Source organism: Rahnella victoriana (genome assembly GCF_021276285.1).
Taxonomy (GTDB): domain Bacteria; phylum Pseudomonadota; class Gammaproteobacteria; order Enterobacterales; family Enterobacteriaceae; genus Rahnella; species Rahnella victoriana.
In genome coordinates this window covers 1,955,354-1,975,311 of the sequence record NZ_CP089919.1, presented here as the reverse complement: position 1 = coordinate 1,975,311, position 19,958 = coordinate 1,955,354, and the positions used below count along the sequence as shown (strand labels likewise).

12 protein-coding genes are annotated in these 19,958 nt (G+C 53.4%); 8 read left to right on the top strand and 4 right to left on the bottom strand.

Annotated features, from left to right (window positions below; genetic code table 11):
- The first annotated feature begins 177 nt into the window (after positions 1-177).
- From pckA to J9880_RS09025, 3 genes are all read left to right on the top strand, one after another.
- Positions 178-1,800 (top strand): phosphoenolpyruvate carboxykinase (ATP), encoded by a 1,623-nt coding sequence (pckA, locus tag J9880_RS09035; protein WP_232770349.1) that lies wholly within the window; start codon positions 178-180, stop codon positions 1,798-1,800.
- Positions 1,801-1,903: 103 nt separating this feature from the next.
- Positions 1,904-2,116: a FitA-like ribbon-helix-helix domain-containing protein gene (locus J9880_RS09030; RefSeq protein WP_095923813.1), complete on the top strand. Its 213-nt coding sequence runs from the start codon at positions 1,904-1,906 to the stop codon at positions 2,114-2,116.
- The gene (locus J9880_RS09025) at positions 2,113-2,592 is read left to right on the top strand and encodes a PIN domain-containing protein (protein WP_232770348.1); all 480 of its coding nucleotides are present in this window, start codon (positions 2,113-2,115) and stop codon (positions 2,590-2,592) included. The genes J9880_RS09030 and J9880_RS09025 overlap by 4 nt, the downstream gene beginning before the upstream one ends.
- Positions 2,593-2,930: 338 nt before the next feature.
- On the opposite strand, the gene envZ is transcribed toward J9880_RS09025, so the two are convergent.
- Positions 2,931-4,292 carry a two-component system sensor histidine kinase EnvZ gene (envZ, locus tag J9880_RS09020; protein ID WP_095923815.1) on the bottom strand — a complete coding sequence of 454 codons (1,362 nt, stop codon included), beginning with the start codon at positions 4,290-4,292 and terminating at the stop codon, positions 2,931-2,933.
- Complete coding sequence (ompR, locus tag J9880_RS09015) at positions 4,289-5,008, bottom strand: osmolarity response regulator transcription factor OmpR (RefSeq protein ID WP_009635740.1); 720 nt, start codon at positions 5,006-5,008, stop codon at positions 4,289-4,291. The genes envZ and ompR overlap by 4 nt, the downstream gene beginning before the upstream one ends.
- A gap of 600 nt (positions 5,009-5,608) precedes the next feature.
- On the opposite strand from ompR, the gene J9880_RS09010 reads away from it, so the two are divergent.
- The 4 genes from J9880_RS09010 to J9880_RS08995 all read left to right on the top strand — a co-directional run bounded on the left by J9880_RS09010 (position 5,609) and on the right by J9880_RS08995 (position 10,691).
- Positions 5,609-6,157, top strand: coding sequence for a fimbrial protein (locus tag J9880_RS09010; RefSeq protein ID WP_232770347.1), 549 nt, complete (start codon positions 5,609-5,611; stop codon positions 6,155-6,157).
- Between the two features lie 106 nt (positions 6,158-6,263).
- Complete coding sequence (locus J9880_RS09005; RefSeq protein WP_095923817.1) at positions 6,264-6,950, top strand: fimbrial biogenesis chaperone; 687 nt, start codon at positions 6,264-6,266, stop codon at positions 6,948-6,950.
- A 72-nt stretch (positions 6,951-7,022) separates the two neighbouring features.
- Complete coding sequence (locus tag J9880_RS09000) at positions 7,023-9,566, top strand: fimbria/pilus outer membrane usher protein (RefSeq protein ID WP_408637233.1); 2,544 nt, start codon at positions 7,023-7,025, stop codon at positions 9,564-9,566.
- A gap of 9 nt (positions 9,567-9,575) precedes the next feature.
- Positions 9,576-10,691 (top strand): fimbrial protein, encoded by a 1,116-nt coding sequence (locus J9880_RS08995; RefSeq protein ID WP_095923819.1) that lies wholly within the window; start codon positions 9,576-9,578, stop codon positions 10,689-10,691.
- A gap of 14 nt (positions 10,692-10,705) precedes the next feature.
- Here J9880_RS08995 and pbpC read toward each other — a convergent pair whose 3' ends face one another.
- Positions 10,706-13,075, bottom strand: coding sequence for a penicillin-binding protein 1C (pbpC, locus tag J9880_RS08990; protein WP_232770345.1), 2,370 nt, complete (start codon positions 13,073-13,075; stop codon positions 10,706-10,708).
- Between the two features lie 58 nt (positions 13,076-13,133).
- Positions 13,134-19,142 carry an alpha-2-macroglobulin family protein gene (locus J9880_RS08985; protein ID WP_232770344.1) on the bottom strand — a complete coding sequence of 2,003 codons (6,009 nt, stop codon included), beginning with the start codon at positions 19,140-19,142 and terminating at the stop codon, positions 13,134-13,136.
- A 231-nt stretch (positions 19,143-19,373) separates the two neighbouring features.
- Between J9880_RS08985 and greB the strand changes: the two genes are divergently transcribed.
- Positions 19,374-19,847, top strand: a complete 474-nt coding sequence (greB, locus tag J9880_RS08980) for a transcription elongation factor GreB (protein WP_095923822.1) — start codon at positions 19,374-19,376, stop codon at positions 19,845-19,847.
- Positions 19,848-19,958: the final 111 nt, after the last annotated feature.

Below are 19,958 nucleotides of genomic sequence, written 5' to 3'. Positions count from 1 at the left end.
ATTGCTTTTCCATAACCTCATTTGCACACCTTTCGGGTTTTTCATCACAATTCTGGAAAAACCTTCACATCTCCCGTTATTCTTTGAGACCTGTCGCGGCACAAACGCGATATATACCTACAATAACAACTGATTTATCCCTATCTGAGGGGTTCAAGTTCAGCAAGGAGCAGGGAAATGCCTACCACTATCGGGATCACCGCCGAAACACTCGCCCTTTATGGGATCCACCAGAATAGCGAAATTGTCTATAACCCTGATTACGATACTCTTTTTGCCGAAGAGACCGCGCCGGGCCTGGAGGGTTTTGAGCGCGGGCAGGTGACAGAGCTTGGCGCTGTGAATGTCGATACCGGCATCTTCACCGGCCGCTCGCCGAAAGATAAATACATCGTCCGTGATGACACCACCCGCGATACGCTGTGGTGGTCTGATCAGGGCAAGGGGAAAAACGACAACAAACCGCTGTCGCAGGAAATCTGGACATCGCTGAAAGCGCTGGTCAGCAAACAGTTGTCCGGCAAGCGTCTGTTTATCGTTGATGCATTCTGTGGCGCAAATGCCGATTCCCGTCTGAAAGTGCGTTTTATTACAGAAGTCGCCTGGCAGGCCCATTTCGTCAAAAACATGTTTATCCGCCCGGACGACAGCGAACTGGAAAATTTCGAACCTGATTTCATCGTGATGAACGGCGCGAAATGCACCAACCCGGACTGGCAGAAACAGGGGCTGAATTCTGAAAACTTCATCGCCTTCAACCTGACCGAACGTATCCAGCTGATCGGCGGCTCATGGTACGGCGGCGAAATGAAGAAAGGCATGTTCGCGGTGATGAATTATCTGCTGCCATTGCAGGGGATCGCCTCGATGCACTGCTCGGCGAACGTCGGCGAAAAAGGCGATGTGGCGGTATTCTTCGGGCTTTCCGGCACCGGTAAAACCACGTTATCCACCGATCCGAAACGTAAGCTTATCGGCGATGATGAACACGGCTGGGACGATGACGGCGTGTTTAACTTTGAAGGTGGCTGCTATGCCAAAACCATCAAACTCAGTCAGGAAGCCGAACCTGAAATTTTCGGTGCGATAAAACGCGATGCGTTACTGGAAAATGTGGCGGTCAGTGCGGACGGCAAAATCGACTTCAACGATGGCAGCAAAACCGAAAACACCCGCGTTTCCTATCCGATTTATCACATCCAGAATATCGTCAAACCGGTATCGAAAGCGGGCCACGCCAGCAAAGTGATTTTCCTGACGGCCGATGCGTTCGGCGTCTTGCCGCCGGTTTCACGCCTTACCCCCTCGCAGACGCAATACCATTTCCTGTCCGGCTTCACCGCCAAACTGGCAGGCACCGAGCGTGGCGTCACTGAACCCACCCCGACCTTTTCCGCCTGCTTTGGCGCGGCGTTCCTGATGCTGCATCCGACACAGTATTCCGAAGTGCTGGTGAAGCGTATGGAAGCCGCAGGGGCGCAGGCGTATCTGGTGAACACCGGCTGGAACGGCACCGGCAAACGCATCTCACTGAAAAATACCCGGGCCATTATCGATGCGATCCTCAACGGGACGATCGATGATGCGGAAACCTTCACGTTACCGCTGTTCAACCTGACGGTGCCGGTGACGCTGCCGGGCGTCGACACGCACATTCTGGATCCGCGTAATACCTACGGCAGCCGTGAGCAATGGCAGGAAAAAGCGGAACATCTGGCCCAGTTGTTTATCGATAACTTTGATAAATACACAGATACCCCGGCCGGTGCCGCGTTGGTCAGTGCGGGCCCGAAACGCTAATCTTCTGGCAATCTCATCACAGGCGCGGACTTCCGCGCCTTTTTTATTGCAACCGGCCCCACGGCATTTCAGAATGACAGCATTGCTGTCAGAGGAGCCTCATATGGCGACGATTACCGTTCGGAATCTGGATGATGATGTGAAGGAATTATTGCGCATCGCGGCGGCCAGAAAAGGCCATTCGATGGAAGAAGAAGCGCGTCTGATTCTGAAACAGGCGCTGACCACAACGGCGCCTGATTTTGGGCTGGGCAGCCAGCTCCGCCAGCGTTTCGCTGATCTGAGCAGCGCACCACTGGAAATGCCTCCCGAATGATGATTCTCAATACCGCCGTGATCCTTGAGATGATCCATCCCAGGCCGCAAAAAAACGTCCTGCAATGGCTGGATACGCAGGACATCGGACAGTTATACCTGACCAGTCTGAGCGTCGCGGCGCTTTTCAGCTGGGTCGACAATCTGGCACCGGAACACCCCAAAGTCGCACTTTCTGCCGCCTTGCTGGACATGCTCAATGAGGATTTCGCTGGCAGGCTGTTGCCGTTTGATGCGCCCAGCGCGCTGTATTATCCGCGGGTGACGGCCTTATCGAAGGCGGCCAATATGGAGATGGCGGAGCGTGATATTCAGCTCGCCGCAATCTGTCTGAACCATCAGGCAACGCTGGCGACGGATCACGCAGACGTGTTTGTCCACACCGGCGTAGAACTGATTAATCCGTGGGATGCAGCGGAGACCCCGAGATGGCGGGAAGAAGCGGCAGAATATTATGTGATGAGCAGGAAGAGTTGAGGGGTGGATTGCCGGCACTGGCCTTTCACTGCGCGCTCCGCCCGCTGACTTTGCTTCCGGTGCTGCAGCGACAACCGTAAAACGCCCTCCCCTGCGAAGGGGAGGGTTGGGGTGGGGTATTAAAGAAAAATTAAGGTGTTAGCGTTTGCTCTGACCCGGTGTTAGCCCTTAAAACCCCCTCCCTGCCTCCCCCTTCGCAGGGGGAGGAGCAAATCTGCCTCGTGCGGGCGGTTCAGAAACGTGCTGAATGACAGGTTGCAGACCTGAGGCTGCAATCCCGAATGGAGAAACCGAAACTTTCATCCGTCTGAAAACAGGATCATTAAGACTCCCCTTAATCAAACCGGTTTTTGCTGAACCGCCACCGCTTTCAGCATCTCCACCGGTAACGGCAGATACGCCCGGATCCGTAATCCACCCCGGTCACTCTTCCCGATATCCAGTGTGCCTGAATGGGCATCCACAATACGCTGAACAATCGCCAGACCCAGTCCGGTTCCGCTGGTCGTTCGTGCGCTTTCACCGCGTACGAACGGCTGGAACAGATGCTTAAGCTGGTCAGGCGCAATGCCCGGACCGTCGTCCTCCACCTGGAACCACGCCCGCTGGAGTTCCCGGCCACTGCTGACTTTAATCCAGCCATCGCCGTAACGGGCGGCATTCACCACCATATTGACCACGGCACGCTTGATGGACAGCGGATGCGCATTGACCAGCAATTCGCCGTCGGCCAGATCAGAGTCGATCTCACGTTCATAACCGCTTTCTGTTGCAATCACTTCCCCCAGAATACCGTTGAGATCGGTGATTTCGGTCGGCATCTCCTGGCCCGTACGCAGATAATCGATGAACTGCTCAATGATTGCGTTGCACTCTTCGATGTCTTTATTGATCGACTCGGCGAGATAACTGTCATCATCACTCATCATTTCTGTCGCCAGACGGATACGGGTCAGCGGGGTCCGCAGATCGTGACTGACACCCGCCATCAGCAGGGTGCGGTCATCCGCCAGCAATTTGACCCCGGCAGCCATCTGGTTGAACGCACGGGTCACGGAACGGACTTCAGACGCCCCGTATTCGCGCAGCGGAGGCGGGATAATGCCTTTCCCCACCTGCAATGCCGCGTGCTCCAGCTCCACCAGGGGTCGGTTCTGAATACGGATAAACAGCCACGCGCCACCAATGGCCAGCAACATAATCGCCAGCGTATAGCGGAACAACGGCGAGAAATCGCCCTGATGGATTTCGGTTAACGGGACACGCACCCAGATGTCAGGCGACAACCAGGTTTTCAGCCACACCACCGGGGTATTCTTATTAACCTCGACGCGCACATCGGTAGGGCCACCGAGCTGCTGCGCCATCTGCTGACTGAGGAATTCGTAGTGCTGCGCCCAGCGCAGACCACTCTCTTCGGCCGCAGAGTTGGTATAAAGAGAAATGCCCAGTTCACGGTAGATTTCGCGACGAAATGCCGGTGGAACGGCCAGTAACGTACCATCTTCCAGCTGCAACCGGTCGGTCATCAGCATACGCACTTCGTATGCCAGCACCTTATTGAACTGCTGCAGACTGGGCAGAATGGCGAAGTTCAGTACCACCAGATAGGTCGTCACCAGGCTGACGAACAGCAAGGTGACGATTAATAACAGTGTTCGGGCAAACGAGCTACGCGGTGAAAAGCGTATTCGCTTCATGCCTTACTGCCGTCCGGCACAAACACGTAGCCCAGGCCCCAGACGGTCTGGATATAGCGCGGGTGAGCAGGATCTTCTTCCACCATGCGGCGCAGACGGGAAATCTGCACGTCGATAGAACGTTCCATCGCACTGTATTCACGACCACGCGCCAGATTCATCAGCTTGTCACGGGACAGCGGCTCACGAGGATGGCTTACCAGCGCCTTCAGCACGGCAAATTCTCCGCTGGTCAGCGGCATAGGCTCGTCTTCACGGAACATTTCGCGGGTCCCGAGATTCAGTTTGAATTTACCGAAGGAGATCACCGCTTCTTCCTGAGAAGGCGCACCCGGCAGTTCATTGGCCTGACGGCGCAGGACAGCGCGGATGCGGGCCAGCAGTTCACGCGGGTTAAACGGTTTAGGAATATAGTCGTCGGCACCGATTTCGAGGCCCACGATACGGTCAACTTCTTCACCTTTAGCGGTGACCATAATGATCGGCATCGGGTTGCTCTGGCTGCGCAGACGACGGCAAATAGACAGCCCGTCTTCACCAGGTAACATGAGATCCAGCACCATCAGGTGGAATGACTCACGGGTCAGTAAACGATCCATCTGTTCAGCATTGGCAACGCTACGCACCTGGAAGCCCTGTTCGGTCAGATAACGCTCCAAAAGTGCGCGCAGGCGCATGTCATCATCGACCACCAGAATCTTGTGATTTTCTTGCATGTAACTCTCCCAAAGGCGTGAGTGCCTGAAGCTTGTATTGTTAGAAATGTCAGCCAAAACAAACAGCGTTTAATGGTATATATTCTAGCCGAAATTGTAACAATGATTATGGATTTCCTAATTTATCAACAATATCAGAGGAATCTTCCGCACGCGAAGGTTGGTTTGTTACCGTTTGTCCACCCACGAAAAGCTGCGCCTCTCCTTCCGCTGTACATGACCTGACCTTTCTGACCTGACCTTTTGGGTGAAAAAAAAGCAAAACAACCGCTGTCCGGTAAAATAATTATTAATTTTAATGAATCGAAAAATAAGTTTACTTAATAATACAGGAGTGAAAATGATGCTTTCTTTTAAAAAGAGATCATTTAGCCACCAACCGATCATTCAAGTGAATTTTCAAATATTAAAGATCATCCATATTTATATATTAGGATAAAAAGTTCAGATCATTGAAATCGATTAGCGACCCTCTACTATTCAAGGTATAAAACACTTGATAGAATCCGCCGCCTAAAGAGGTTGAATTGGCTTTACTCTTATTGACTCAACTTATCTTTAGACAACCCTTTATTTTCTATTTCTGAATGGATGCAAAAAATGAAAAACAAGTTCAAGCTCTTAGCGGGCGGGATATTTTTGGCTATGGCTGCAAATAGCTATGCGATCGATGGTGCCATAAACTTTACCGGGGCAATTGTCGAAGAAGCCTGTGAGATTAATGGTGGGGAAGAACTCAATATACCGTTAGGGACTTATTCAGCAGCACAATTCCAGGAAATTGGTGACCTCTCGCCAAAAATCCCTTTCACCCTGCCACTTGATAACTGCCCTATCGTTACAGCGACGAACCCTACTCCCCATTTCCGGATATGGCTGGAAGCAGATACCGTTGCTGATACCACTGATTTGATTGCCCTTGGCAATGATTATGGCGATGCCATGGCAGATGGCGTCGGTATTCGGGTCGAAGATGCCAAAACGAATCAGATTATGAAAATCAACGGGTTACCAGACATTATTTATCCTATCCCTGGTAAAGTCATGACTGTCGATCTGCTTGCATACTATGAGTCATTTAAATTAGCTGGTGATATCACTGCCGGTGCCGCAGACGCGCGTGTAAAAGTTACTCTCGATTACCGATAAGCACTTTTCATCATGCCCTGTAGGGAAAATCCTTACAGGGCATTTTTATTAAGCGTTCATCTAATTATCGTCTGAATATATTACTACTCTAAGGGTTGATATCTGTATGGGTAAAAAAAATCCACTTACATTGATTTTGATTATATTTTCATTACTCACATCACAACTGTCTTATGCGGGTGGCATTGTCGTGGGGCGAACCCGCGTTATTTATGATGAGAATAAAAGAGAAGCGAGTCTTTCTGTTAAAAACAACTCAGAAAGCAATCCATTCCTGATACAGTCCTGGGTTGATGCCGGGGGAGAAAAAACACGCGGTCCTTTCATCATCACGCCGCCGTTATTTCGCCTGAATGCACAACAGGAAAGCAACCTTCGCATTTCCTATAACGGAAAGTCTCTTCCTGCCGACAGAGAGTCTGTTTTCTATATCAATGTTAAGGCGATACCTTCAACGCCTAAAAATACAAAAAATGAACTCAAACTGGTGGTCAATACGCGGATAAAACTCTTTTACCGGCCGACATCACTGTCAGGAAAAGCGTTTGAAGCACCAAAGTCTCTCACTTTTACGCGAAACAACGGGCATCTCATTATTAAAAACCCGAGTCCCTATCACGTCGTGTTCAGCTCACTCAGCATTGGCCCTACCTTTTTAAAAGAAGTGGCGATGATTGCTCCTTTAAGTGAGCTGGATGTCGTTCTACCGGCGAATACTTCAGGCAGCAGCGTGAAATGGGATGCGATTAATGACTATGGCGGAACAACGGAACCCTATGAACAACCTTTGTAATCAGACAAACAAAGCCACCCCATAACTCGCAGCCATCGCCTGATGACGACCACTCAGAAGTACGAGAAAACTATGCTCACGGATGAAAAATTTTTACAGACACGCTTGTCTGGAGACGTTAAAAAACACTCAGCGCCGCTCGTGCTTAAACTGAGTCGCCTGCTGGCCGGTACGGCTTTTGGATTACTCGCCTCTCACGCCGCCCGTTCAGAAAGCGTCTATTTCGATCCTCAGTTCATCGAGCGCAAAGCCGGGGATGTGGGGGAAGTTGATCTCTCCTTGTTCCAGAATAATGATCAGGCACAGTTGCCCGGTGACTATGACACCGCTTTATATGTGAACAAAAAGTTAAAATTACGTCGTTCAATAAGCTACTTATCCAGAGAAGATGGCACGCTTGAGCCACAAATTACGCCTGATATATTGCGGGCACTGGGCGTCAATGTTGATGCTTTTCCGGCGTTAAAAAATCATCAGCCTGATACCCCGCTGGGTCAGCTTGCGCAATATATCCCTGCTGCCGACGTCAAATTTGATTTCTTCCTCATGCAGCTTAACTTCAGCATTCCACAGGCTGCGATCGTCCATAATGCTCAGGATTATATTGACCCGACAAAATGGGATGATGGCGAACCCGCCCTCTTCTCAAATTACTCCTATTCCGGCGGCCAACGTAGCAACCGCAATGGCAGCGACGACTCCAGTCAGTATCTGAATTTACAAAACGGGTTTAACGCTGGCCCGTGGCGCGTACGCAATTACACGACCTACAGTAACAGCGGGGATGAGCAGCGTTGGGATACGATCTCAACCTATGCCGAACGGGATATAAAAGCCTTAAAATCAAAATTCCAGATCGGTGAAAATTCAACGTCCGGGGAAATCCTCAGCAGTGTTCCTTTCTCAGGGGTTCAGCTTTTCTCCGACGATAATATGCTGCCAAACAGTCAGCGGGGTTTCGCACCGACAATACGGGGCGTCGCGAACTCAAATGCTGAAGTGACCATCCGGCAAAATGATCACATTATTTATCAGTCCTTTGTACCACCAGGCGCATTTGAGATAAACGATCTTTATCCTTCTTCCTATAGCGGAAATCTTGAGATAACGGTGAAAGAAGCGGATGGCACGGAGCGTCGCTTTAATCAGCCGTTTTCCGCTATTCCGATCATGCAGCGTCCGGGGCGTTTGAAATATACCGCAACCGCGGGTGTTTACCGGGCCACGAATGCCGATGAAAAAGAGCCCACTTTCGCCCAGGGCACGGCTATTTATGGCTTTTCCAATACCATCACCATCTACGGCGGCTCGGTGGCATCGGAAGATTACCTCTCAGCCCTTTTCGGGCTCGGCTATAACCTTCAGTGGTTAGGCGGAATTTCCGCAGATTTTACCCATGCCCGCACGACACTGGACAACCATCAGACCACATCGGGTCAGTCATATCGCGTCCAGTATTCCAAGAATATAGAAATGACAGACACCAATTTCAGTCTGGCGAGTTATCGCTATTCGAGTGCCGGTTATTACGATTTTGACGAATCAACGCAGCATATTGATGAAGGGGATACATCTGCTCTTGATTACCACAAGCGCAGCAAAGTTCAGTTCAATATCAACCAGACATTGTGGGACGGTGCGAGCTTATATCTTTCAGGTTATGAGCAGGACTACTGGAACAACAGCGGCAAAGAGAAAAATCTCTCGCTTGGCTTCAACCACAGCGTGTTTGGCATCAGTTATAACCTGAGTTATTCCTACAGCAAATTACAAGGTGAGGATGACGATCAGCAGGTATCCCTGAACCTTCGTATCCCTCTGAGTCGCTGGTTGCCTCAAAGCTGGGCCACTTACAATGTCTCTAACCAGAAAGGCGAAGGCACGCGTCATCAGGTTGGATTGAGCGGAACCGCACTTGACGATCGTCGCCTGAGTTATTCGATGCAGCAAAGTTACACCGATCAGGACAGCGAAAGCAGCAGCAACCTGTATTCATCCTATCGCTCGTCCTTTGGCAATCTCAATGCCGGTTACAACTACAGCGAGGATTCGCAGCAATTCAGCTATGGCATTGCGGGGGGCATTGTGGCTCATGCTCATGGCATCACGTTGTCTCAACCGCTCGGGGAATCTTTTGCATTAATAGACACCAATGGTGCCAGTGGCGCACGTCTGCAAAACCTTCCCGGCGTCAGAACTGACTGGCGCGGGTTTGCTGTCGTCCCATACCTGACTGCGTATAACGAAAACCGCATTGCGATGGATACAACGACGTTGCCGGGGGATGTGGATATCGAAAACACCTCAGCCACCGTGATCCCCAATTCTGGCGCTATGGTGACCGCACACTTTGATGCCCGCGTGGGCGCCAGGGTGCTGGTGACGCTGGTGCGCTCAAACGGGGCGACGGTACCTTTCGGTGCCGTCGCTACGACTGAAAAACAAAGCAATATCGTTGATGAAGGCGGCGTCGTTTATCTGTCGGGTATTCCGTTGGAGAAACCTGTTCTGCTCCATGTGAAATGGGGAAATGCCGCATCCCAGCAATGTCAGGCTCAGATCAGCCTTTCCGCCTCAACCGCTCAGGTTAACTCACTGACGACTAAGTGTATTTAAGGATAATTTATGCACACTAAAAAACAGATCCTGCGCAACCTGACATCTCTCTTAAAGCTCACCCTTCTGGGGATTACCCTCAACAGTTTTTCATCCTTTGCACTGGCAGGGTCAGCCATGTGTTCGCCGGAAGATGGCGCAGGGGCGGATTATGAAAATTTTCTTCACGAAGATATTCCCGCGACTGATAACGAGAGAGGGAAAAAGTATGAACGGAATATGAACGGGGGGATGCAGAATTACACCATCGTCTGCAACTGTACTGACAATGATGCCAATAGCAGTGGCGGTGTATTGCTGATGTACACCGTGAAAACGGCCCTGCCTAAAGGCACTGAGCCGGGATATTACAAAATTAACGATCATATTGACGTCAAAGCACTGCTCGATCTGCCGCCAGCAACAGGTATTGCTGTACCAACAGCGAAAACACTCGGTGATGCGACGCATCACACTGATGCCAATAATAACGGCGTTTGCGCCCAGCAAAATACCCGTGCCAGCTTCGATGTTGGGGCAAAAGGTTCATTATCCTTTTCTATTACCACTCCTTTCATCGGTGAACTGGAGATTCCAAGAACAGAGATTGCACAGGTTTACTTGTCCTCAGGTACGGCGATAGTGACCGCGCCACCGCTGGGCTCCCCCGTTGCACGCGTGTACATCAGTGGCAAACTGACCGTGCCTCAAAGTTGCGAAATCAATAAGGGTGAGACAATCACTGTCAACTTCGGTGCTATCGCAGCCAACAAATTCACCACACTCGGTCAACCCCCTAAGGGCTTTATTCCTTCCACGTTCAACATCACATATGACTGTACAGCACATGGATTGCCTCAGATCCCGACAGGTACACAGCTGGCCATGCTGCTGAAAGGTGACGATCTGGCGGATCAGTACACGCTGGTGGCAAGACGCCGACCTTCAGATAACAAAGCTGACATAGGTATTCGGGTTGAAAACGCGGGCGGGTTGGCAATCCCTTTCGAATCAGGAAACCTTCCGATGAACCAAAATGGTATCGGCAATATATCTATGACCGCCTACCCGGTTAACCTCATTGGTGGCGGGCTGGATACCGGCGAGTTCAGTGGTATGGCAACGCTGAAAGTCGATATCAGATAAGCCCGCGATGGCTCCTAGTTCACAATCTCAATACTCACCAACCGGCTGTCCGCGCGTCCGTGGTCGTCCACTGCGCGGATGCGGTATTGCCCGTTATTGATGGGCTGCCAGTCGATGGCGGTTTTACTGGCGGAACTGCCGAGATAGATATCATCCACAAACCAGTAGACCGTTTTGCTGTCCGCATCCGTCACCGCGTTAAAGGAAATCCGGTCCCGGCCTTGCCGGGATTGCCGCAAGGTGTACGTGGTGTTTTTCAGCGGTGAGGTGATGCGCGGCGGGTTACCGCCGACATCCATGCCTTCATCCTTGCAGTGACTGGCCGGTGGTTTGCGTTTTGGCAGCCCGGCTTGCGCAAAGACATTCGCCAGATCTGACGGCCAGAACTCAAACACTTCCGTACGGGTCTGGTCTTCCTCAAAAGGCGGGCACGCCACTTCACCGGTCAGTTTATCGAGACGCACCGGCCGGTAAACGGTATCCACTTTGATCGGCGATTTGCCGGGAATAAACCAGGTTTTGCCTTTTTGCTGACACCACGGCGTCGGCAAATCACCGCTGGCGAGGCAGATATCCACCCGCTTCAGCCCTTTAGGCAACGGGCGTTTTGGCTCCTGCAATTCGGGATAGCTGGCGTTAATGCTGTCGATAATATTGAAGAATAGCGGCGCAGCGGCGTCTGCGCCGACAAACACGTTATTGCCTTTGCTGTCGAAATTCCCCTCCCATACCACTAACACGTATGGCCCGAAAATCCCCACGCTCCACGCATCGCGAAATCCCCACGAAGTGCCGGTTTTCCAGTACACCGGCAGCGAGGAAGGCGTCTGCGCCAGCGTATCCCCCGGACGGCGGTGCTGACGCAGCATATCGAGCGTCATGAAACTGGCTTCCTCACTCAGCAAACGCACCGGCGTTGTCTGGCGCGGATCGCTTTTTTGCATCCGTAACGGCTGCAACACACCCCGGTTCGCCAGCAGTGCATACAGCTTTGCCAGTTCCTGCATCGTCACTTCGCCGCCACCCAGTACCAGCGACAACCCGTAATGGTTTTCGCTGGCCATATCCGCGACGCCGGAAAGGCGCAGAAACTGATAGAACGTCGGCTGGCGAAGCTGCGACGCGACATACACAGCAGGAATATTACGGCTGAAGTTGAGCGCATCGGTGGCCGTCACCGGACCAAGAAATCGCCGGTCAAAGTTCTCCGGTGCGTAGGCACCAAACGCCGAAGGCACATCCTTCAGGATGGTCATCGGATGCAGCACCCCCTGTTCCATGCCCAGCGCGTAAATAAACGGTTTCAGCGCAGAGCCGGGCGAGCGCCGGGCGTTGGTGCCGTTCACCTGCCCCTGAATAGTCCGGTTGTAATAATCAGCGGAACCGACCAGCGCCCGCACGCCCATATCGCGGGTATCGACCAGCAAAACGGCGGCGTTGTGAATGCCGCGGCTTTCGTTACGGGTGATAAACGCATTCACCTGCCGCTCAGTCAGCCGCTGCAAACCGGCGTCTATGGTGGTGTCCGTACGGGTATCCGTACCGGCAAGTTGCTGGTTTTGCTGGCGTAACTGCTCGATAAGATGCGGCGCAATATACGGCATCCGTTCAGGCTGACGCAGCGCCAGCGGCAACCGGAACAAGGAGGTCTGGCTGCTGTCGGTGGCATAATGCGTCTGCCAGCGCAGGAAAAGCCGGTTACGCGCCTGCGTCAGTGCATTACCCAGCACACCGGTTTTGGGGTCAATGCGGTAGCTGGGGGATTGCGGTAAAACGGCCAGCGTCAGCGCCTCCGGCAAGGTCAGATCTTTCGGCGCTTTGTTGAAATAGATCAGACTGGCCGCGCCGATGCTTTCAATGTTGCGGCCATAAGGCGCTGCGTTGAGATAGGCTTCGAGAATATCGTGTTTGGAGTAACTCAGTTCAAGCTGCACCGCGCGCAGAACCTGCATGATTTTGCCGGAAGGCGAGCGGGTATTGAGATGCCAGTGCATACGCGCAAGCTGCATGCTGATGGTCGAGCCGCCCTGCATTTTGCCGCCCGCCACATAGCTGCGCCAGAATCCGCGCAACAGACTGAACGGATTAAAACCGGGGTTGATATAAAACCAGCGATCTTCATGCAGTAACAGGCCATTGATTGCCAGCGGAGATATCTGCTCCAGCGGCGTCCAGAGCCGGTAACGGTCGTCGTTCGCCAGCGTGATGCGCATCAGCGTACCCTGCCGGTCATAATAGACGGTGGAAAAAGGTTGTCCCTGAGAAAGAGGCGGATGCGGCCACAGACGGCACGCCAGCACCATCAGCGCCAGTAAAAAAACGGCCATCGCGATATTTTGCAGCAGCCGTTTGGTGGATTTGAAAAACGCGGGAAAGGTGATCATCTTGCTACTCAGACCCGCTAACGCCCCGCGATTTTAGCGGGGCGTTAGCGACGGTTTATTATTTTTTAGCGTCAGCCGCGGGCACGACGACCAGTTTCTGGTCGCTGACGGAAAGCGCCTGAACCTCGCGGTTATACATCGCTTCGCCGTAAGCCGGAGGGATCAGGAAACTGCCGGTGTTCGTGGCTTTAATCTGATACACAAACTCCTGCACATCGGTGCTGGCGCTGCCATAAATCACCACACGGTCTTCACGAATATCGCTGTAATCCGGTGCCCATGTGGAACCCGATGCCGCCAGCGGTGACAGCCAGGATGCCGACGCGTCGGCGTCGCTGTTTTCATCACTGTCGTCGGATTCCGGTTCCGGTGGCGTTTGCTGGACGACTTCGAATCCGCCCGGCAGCAAATCCACAATCGCCAGATTATCCTGTCCTTCCTGCGAATTGGCGCGGATTTTCAGATGCACGTTGATCTTCTGCCCCAGCGTAATCTGCGTGACGGCGTTGCCTTTTTCATCGGTGTAATCACGGGTGATCTCCAGACCGCGTGAAATGGCTTTCTTCGGTGCAGCCAGATCGTAACCCGCCTGCGTCACCACGTACCACGCGGGCGCATTGTTGCCGTTTTCAATGCGGAGTGCCTTCGCGTCGGCGGTGAAGTTCGCTTTCGCAAACAGCCCCTGAACCTGCGAAATGACCTGCGGTTCGACGTTTTTCGTTTTGCTGATCTGCGTAATTTTCAACGCATCCGGTGCCGTGGCCTGCGCGGCCACCTGGGCGGAATAACTCTCCAGCGCCAGAATGCTCATCGCCGAGGAGTAAGTCGTGTAGCGTTCCTCTTTCAGCGCCTTAACCATATTTTCCAGCACCTGCGGCGGAATGGCGGAGACTTTTTCCGGGAAGTGACGGGTGATCAGATACAACCGCGTCGCGTCCTGTACCAGCGGATCAAAGTAACTTTGTGTCCACCAGGCTTTGTCATACGCCTTGCTCAGTTGCTTCCACGTCGGCTGCAACAGGGTATTCGCCTCATCATCCATTTTCAGCAGACGATAAGACGAGGCCAGATACATCGCACTGAGATCGGTTTTCCAGGTGTCCGGGTAACGCTGTTGCAGGGTGTCCTGCACCGAGGCCAGCGAGCTGGTGGTGATTTCACCCTGACGGGTCAGCAGATACACCGCCCACGCGCGCAGACGCAGGGTATACAGATCATCATTCTGATTTGCCGCCAGTTCGCGCAGAGCCGAATTGGCCTCTTCCAGCATTCCGGCTGGCAATGCAACGCCCGCGGCTTTGGCTTCCAGCAGATATTGCACCACGTACGGCGTGACGAACGGATCGGTTTGCGGCGATGAGCGCCACAGGCCAATCGCGCCGCTGTCATTCTGACGGGAACGCAGCACCGCCAGCATGTCTTTAAGCTGTTTGTTGCTGTCCGCCGGGCTGAGGTTACCGCGCATTTCCGGATGTACCGTTTCGAGGATCAGCGGCACCGAGCGGCTGACAATCTGCTCAGAACAGTAATACGGATAATCCGCCAGATACTGCGACAACCCGTTAGTCAGCACCAGCGGCGAGTTGGATACCGCCGCTTTGCGCACCGCGTAAGCATCAAACATCTGACGCAGGTTATCGACGTTCTGACTGCTGCCGCTCATGCGTCCCATGACTGATTGCGTACGGAACGGCATCGCCGGACGCACCGAGGTGCTGATCGTCCGGCGACTGGTTTTGTCGCCATACGTCGCGTCAAACACCAGCGGCGCATCCCCCGGCAGAGATTTCGCGCGCAGACGGAAATTCATCACGCCCTCGCGTTTTTCCGCCAGTGACAGGCTTTGTTCGGCTTTACCGACCACTTCAAGCTGCGGTGGCACGGTCAGGTGAACCGCAACCGGAATGCTTTTGCCATTCAGACCTTCGAGGTTATTGCTCACGCCAACGCTGACATCAAACTCATCACCCGGCGCCACCATCGACGGCACGTTCGGCGTCATGATGAAGTTGTCGCGCACGGTCGCAGAAGTCTGCGCTTTACCGATTTTGTCCGGCGTCACGGAAATGGCCATCACGCGGATCTTGCCGTTGAAGTAATCCGGCACCTGATAATCAAACTGCTTCTCGCCGTTCACTTCGGTAATGCCCGACCAGTACGCCACCGGCTTATCACGCTTACGTTTGAACGGATTGACGTTCAGATCCAGTCCTTCTCCGGCGTCGCCCCCTGGCGCAGCCGCCAGCTGCATCAGCTTGCTGAATTCCGGCAGGATAAGGTCGAGGATTTGCGCGCTTTCCACACCCAGTTCGCGCTTACGGAAGAAGTATTCCAGCGGATCTTTCAGGCGATAACGCGCCACCTGCAAAATGCCCTCATCGACAGCAAACAGCGCCACCTGTTGCGGGCCGTCCGTCATCACCGTCATGGCCAGATTTTCGCCCGGCTTAATCACTTCCGGCGCATCCACTTCAAGGTAGTTCTGACGCGCTTTGGTGCTGATTTTGAAAGGCATCACGCCGTAGCTCAGCGGGCTCATGAAGATTTCGTTGGAATTCACATCCCGCACGAACTGCACGTTGATATAGCCGTTGCCTTCCATTCCCGCCGGTACGCGGATTTTCTGCACGGAACTGGTGGTGTCGGTGTGGAACCACTGCCAGCTGTATACTTTATCTTTCTCGATGGTGATCAACCCGCTGCCGGTGTACGGCGCGTTGACTGACACCTCGATTTCTTCACCCGGCTGATATTCCGCCTGATTCAGTTTCAGCTTCAGCTCGGCATTTCTGTCCAGCGAACGACTGAGGTTGGCGTTACCGGCCACGGTGTAACCAATGCGGTTCAGCACGTTGCCTTTCGCGTCTTCCACCACCAGCACGAAATCGCCCGGCTTGTCCGTCGCCAGCGTCAGATCGTTGCCCTGCGCCGTCAGCGACAGCGGCTGTTCCGACAACTGCACTTCCTTCATTTTCGACTGGTATTTGTAGACGCCGGAATCCTGCTTGGTCAGCACTGAAATGTATTTCTGTTCAATCAGCGCGACTTTCAGGTCCGGCATCGCCATCTGTTTAAGGGAAGGGTCGACGGCAATAATGTTCAGATGACGGGCAGCATCGCGGTTGATGTAACCCAGATCGCCATCGGCTTTCACGCCAATCAGGTAATCATACGGTGACACCAGCACCCGCGCCGTTGCGGCTACCGAGCGCCCGCTACCGGCCACAAACGCCTCGGAGAGCAGTTGCAGCTGATAGGTGGCGTCGGCGTAAGATTTCAGATCCAGCGGGATATTCGCGGCACCGTTTTCATCGGTGGTACGGTCTTCCAGTTCCGTTTCGAAACCGTCACTGTTCTGGCGGTTCTCGTAGAAGGCGTAATCCGGGAACTGATCGAAGCTCGGATACATCGGGCGCAGCGTCAGTTTCGAGGTTACACGGCGGTCCTGCGCGGGCGTACCAAACAGGTTTTGCACATCAATATTGGCCTGCAATTCCGACGGTTTCACCCAGCCCTGTTTGCGGTCCGGCGTCAGTTGCAGTTTGACCTTCAGTTGATCCGGCTCAAAGTCTTTGACGTTGACGGCGGTATGCCCGAGGAAGGTCGATGATTCATTGTCTTTGCCGATCAGGTACAGATAAACATTCCATTCACCGGTCGGTGAATTATCGTCAGTGGTATAACTCAGTTCATTGAAACCGCTGGCACCCAGCGTCAGCGGGATAGTGCTCATCAGCTTATCGCGCGGGTCGTGAATTTCCGCACGTACCGGGACGCCCGCCAGACCGTGACTCCAGTCAGCGGCACGGGTGATCAACCCGATATTAAAGGTGTCGCCCGGACGATAAACGCCGCGATCGGAGAACAGATAACTGCTCAGCGTGCGCGAATCGTTCGGGGTGATTTCGCCATCGACGTCAAAGCGGGAGAAATCGAGGCCGCGATCGTTATTGCGGTCCGCAGGCAGGAAGGAGACATCGCCCTCTTTTTCCACCAGGAACATCACCGGCTGGCGTTCGCTGGTATACACGTCCAGCGCCGGGAAGCGCACGTGGCCGTCGGCACCGGTGGTCTGGGTCAGCAATGTCACCCCGTTTTTAGCGATGACAGAGACTTTGGCGTTCGCGACCGGCGCCCCGCTGTGAATCGACTGCACAAACACGTCGCGGGTTTTATCCTGCGAACGCTTGGCGATAATCCCCAGATCGGTGACCACGACGAATCGCGAATCACCGACCGGCGCATCATCTCCGCTCTGCTCTTCATCCTGATAGACATTGCCGTCGTCATCGGCTTCGGGTTTTTGTTCTTTTTTCTTCGGATCCCATTCCGACAGCGTCAGCAGGAATACGCCGCGATGCGAAGCCGGATCGGTGGAGAGATAACGTGAAAGATCGACGCCCTGATAATTCACTTCACCCGGTTTGTCGTTGTTTACCGCCGTCTGGTATTTGAAGTGCTCGGTAAAATACTCGTCGTTCAGACGGTTAAATTCCGCCGATGAGTATTCACGGCTTTTGAACGACACGATGTGTTGCAGCTGGCTCGGGATCACCCGTTTGATGTCCAGACGCAGCCCCGGCACGTTACGCGCAGCGACGCTGATTTGTTTGTCACCGCTGACTGACAACAGCGAGCCTTGTGACATAAATTGCAGCGATTTCGGATAATCCGGCACTGCGACGATGCGGTAGACTTTTTCCGGCATTTTGTAGCCGCCGGACGACGTCAGCACGTTATCGATTTCCACCAGCATGGCGCGGTGCGCAGGGGCATCGAAGCGGAAACTGAACTGCAGCTGATAATCGCTTTCCGCGTCATTGAGCTGAATGTTCAGCGGCGTGGACTGGGCGAGGACGTTATTCTCCACGCTGTCGACGTCCCAGCTGGCGTAATCATCCGGCCCTTTGGCCTCGTCCTGATCGTTAGGATTATGCTGCGGCAACAGCCAGACTTTGACGGCCTGACGGATATCTTTATCTTTCACCGCGTCGCTGAACCCGACGATCAGCGCACGCTGACCTTTCGCCCCCTCGGCATCCACGACCTGCGCGCTGGCTTCGTTTACCGTCAGGCTGTACAGCGTCGGTACAGACACCACGGCATTTTTCGCCTGCGCAGTCGAATTCGACGGCACGGTAGATTTAATGCCTTCGCCAAGCGTGACGCGCACGGCACCGCCGTGATCCAGCGATTTTAGCGGTTCGGAATGCACCCAGGCGTTGAGTTTTTTCTGGTCATAGACCACGGAATAATTGAGTTTCGACTCGGTTTTGGCTTTTCCTTCGGTCAGGCCAAGGGAGATGTGTTTTTCGAAACTGGCGACATCCACCGGCGCGTTGAATTTCACGTTAAAAATCGCGCTGCGTTTTTGTGGATCCTGCGGGTCCTGATAATACTCGGCCTGCCCCAGCTGATAATCGAAAGCCGGAGCCGTAAATTCATAGCGGGTTTCTGCCAGCCTGATTTGTGGCGCCAGCAGCACCTCAGGCGTGAAGTTCACTTCATATTTGCTGCCCATCGGCAGCGGGTTTTTCGGGGTGAACGCCAGGGTGTAACCGCTCAGCCATTTCCATTCCCCTTCGGTGGCCGGTTTCAGGGAAATCCCTTTTTCGACCACTTTACCGACGTCCGTCACCGGCGCAGCAGAATGGCGGAAAGTGAAAATCGCCTGCTGCGGTGCCGGTTTTTGCGCCGCATAATTGACGGCTTCCGGGCCGCTGACGCGCACGCTGGTGTCCTGATAAACCATCGGTGCCGGTTCGATCGGCTGCGGACGGTTGAGCCACCAGTGCCAGCCATAAACGCCCGCCCCGGCGGCGCAGAGTAACAGCAGGATGGTCAGGCTGATGGTTTTCGGGTATTTATCCACCCCGCTTTCCATGCGCAGGAAACCCCGTTTCAGCCAGCCGGAGGTGGCCGTCCACCAGCCGGGCGCCCGCCAGTCAATATTGCCGACCACCGGTTTAAAGACGCGACCCAGCAGACCCAGAATGAAAGCCAGCGCGCGGAAGATGCCTTTTATCAATGTAAAAGGCAGACGAAGTAAGAATTTTAATAAATCCATTTGTTGCTGTACCCCTAATCCCTGTGATCCATAGCCAGAAGTGATATTTTTATTTAAATCAGGACTTTTATTAAATTCAATATATTGCGCCGCAGGATAAAGATTATTTGACTAAAAAGCCAACAGATAAAGCGTAGCAGTAACACGGCATGTCCGGCTGATTTCTGCGCTGTCAGCGGCACGATTGTGTGAAACAATAGTAAAAGGATTTTGAGGAAAGCGGCAGGTGACATGAAAACAAAACTGATTACCCGGGAAGGCTACGACAAGCTCAAAACTGAACTGGATTTCCTGTGGCGTGAAGAGCGTCCGGAAGTGACCAAAAAGGTCACCTGGGCCGCCAGTCTGGGCGACCGCAGCGAAAATGCCGACTACCAGTACAACAAAAAGCGGCTGCGTGAAATCGACCGCCGCGTGCGTTACCTGACGAAATGTCTGGAGCAATTGCGCATCGTCGATTACTCGCCGCAACAGGACGGTAAAGTGTTCTTCGGGGCGTGGGTCGAAGTGGAAAACGACGACGGCGACATCAAGCGTTTCCGCATTGTCGGTTACGATGAAATCTTTGGCCGCAAGGATTACATTTCTATCGACTCGCCGATGGCACGCGCGCTGCTGAAAAAAGAAGTCGGCGACAGCCTGATTGTCACCACGCCGGTCGGCGACGCGACCTGGTACGTCAATGACATTGAATACGTTAAATGATCAGCTAACTCTCAAAACACGCGGGTGCTCGGCCTGATGACTGGCATTTTTGGTCTTCAAACCGTATAACTGTGCCCCTGCTTTTTACAGCCAATTAAACAGATAACAGAC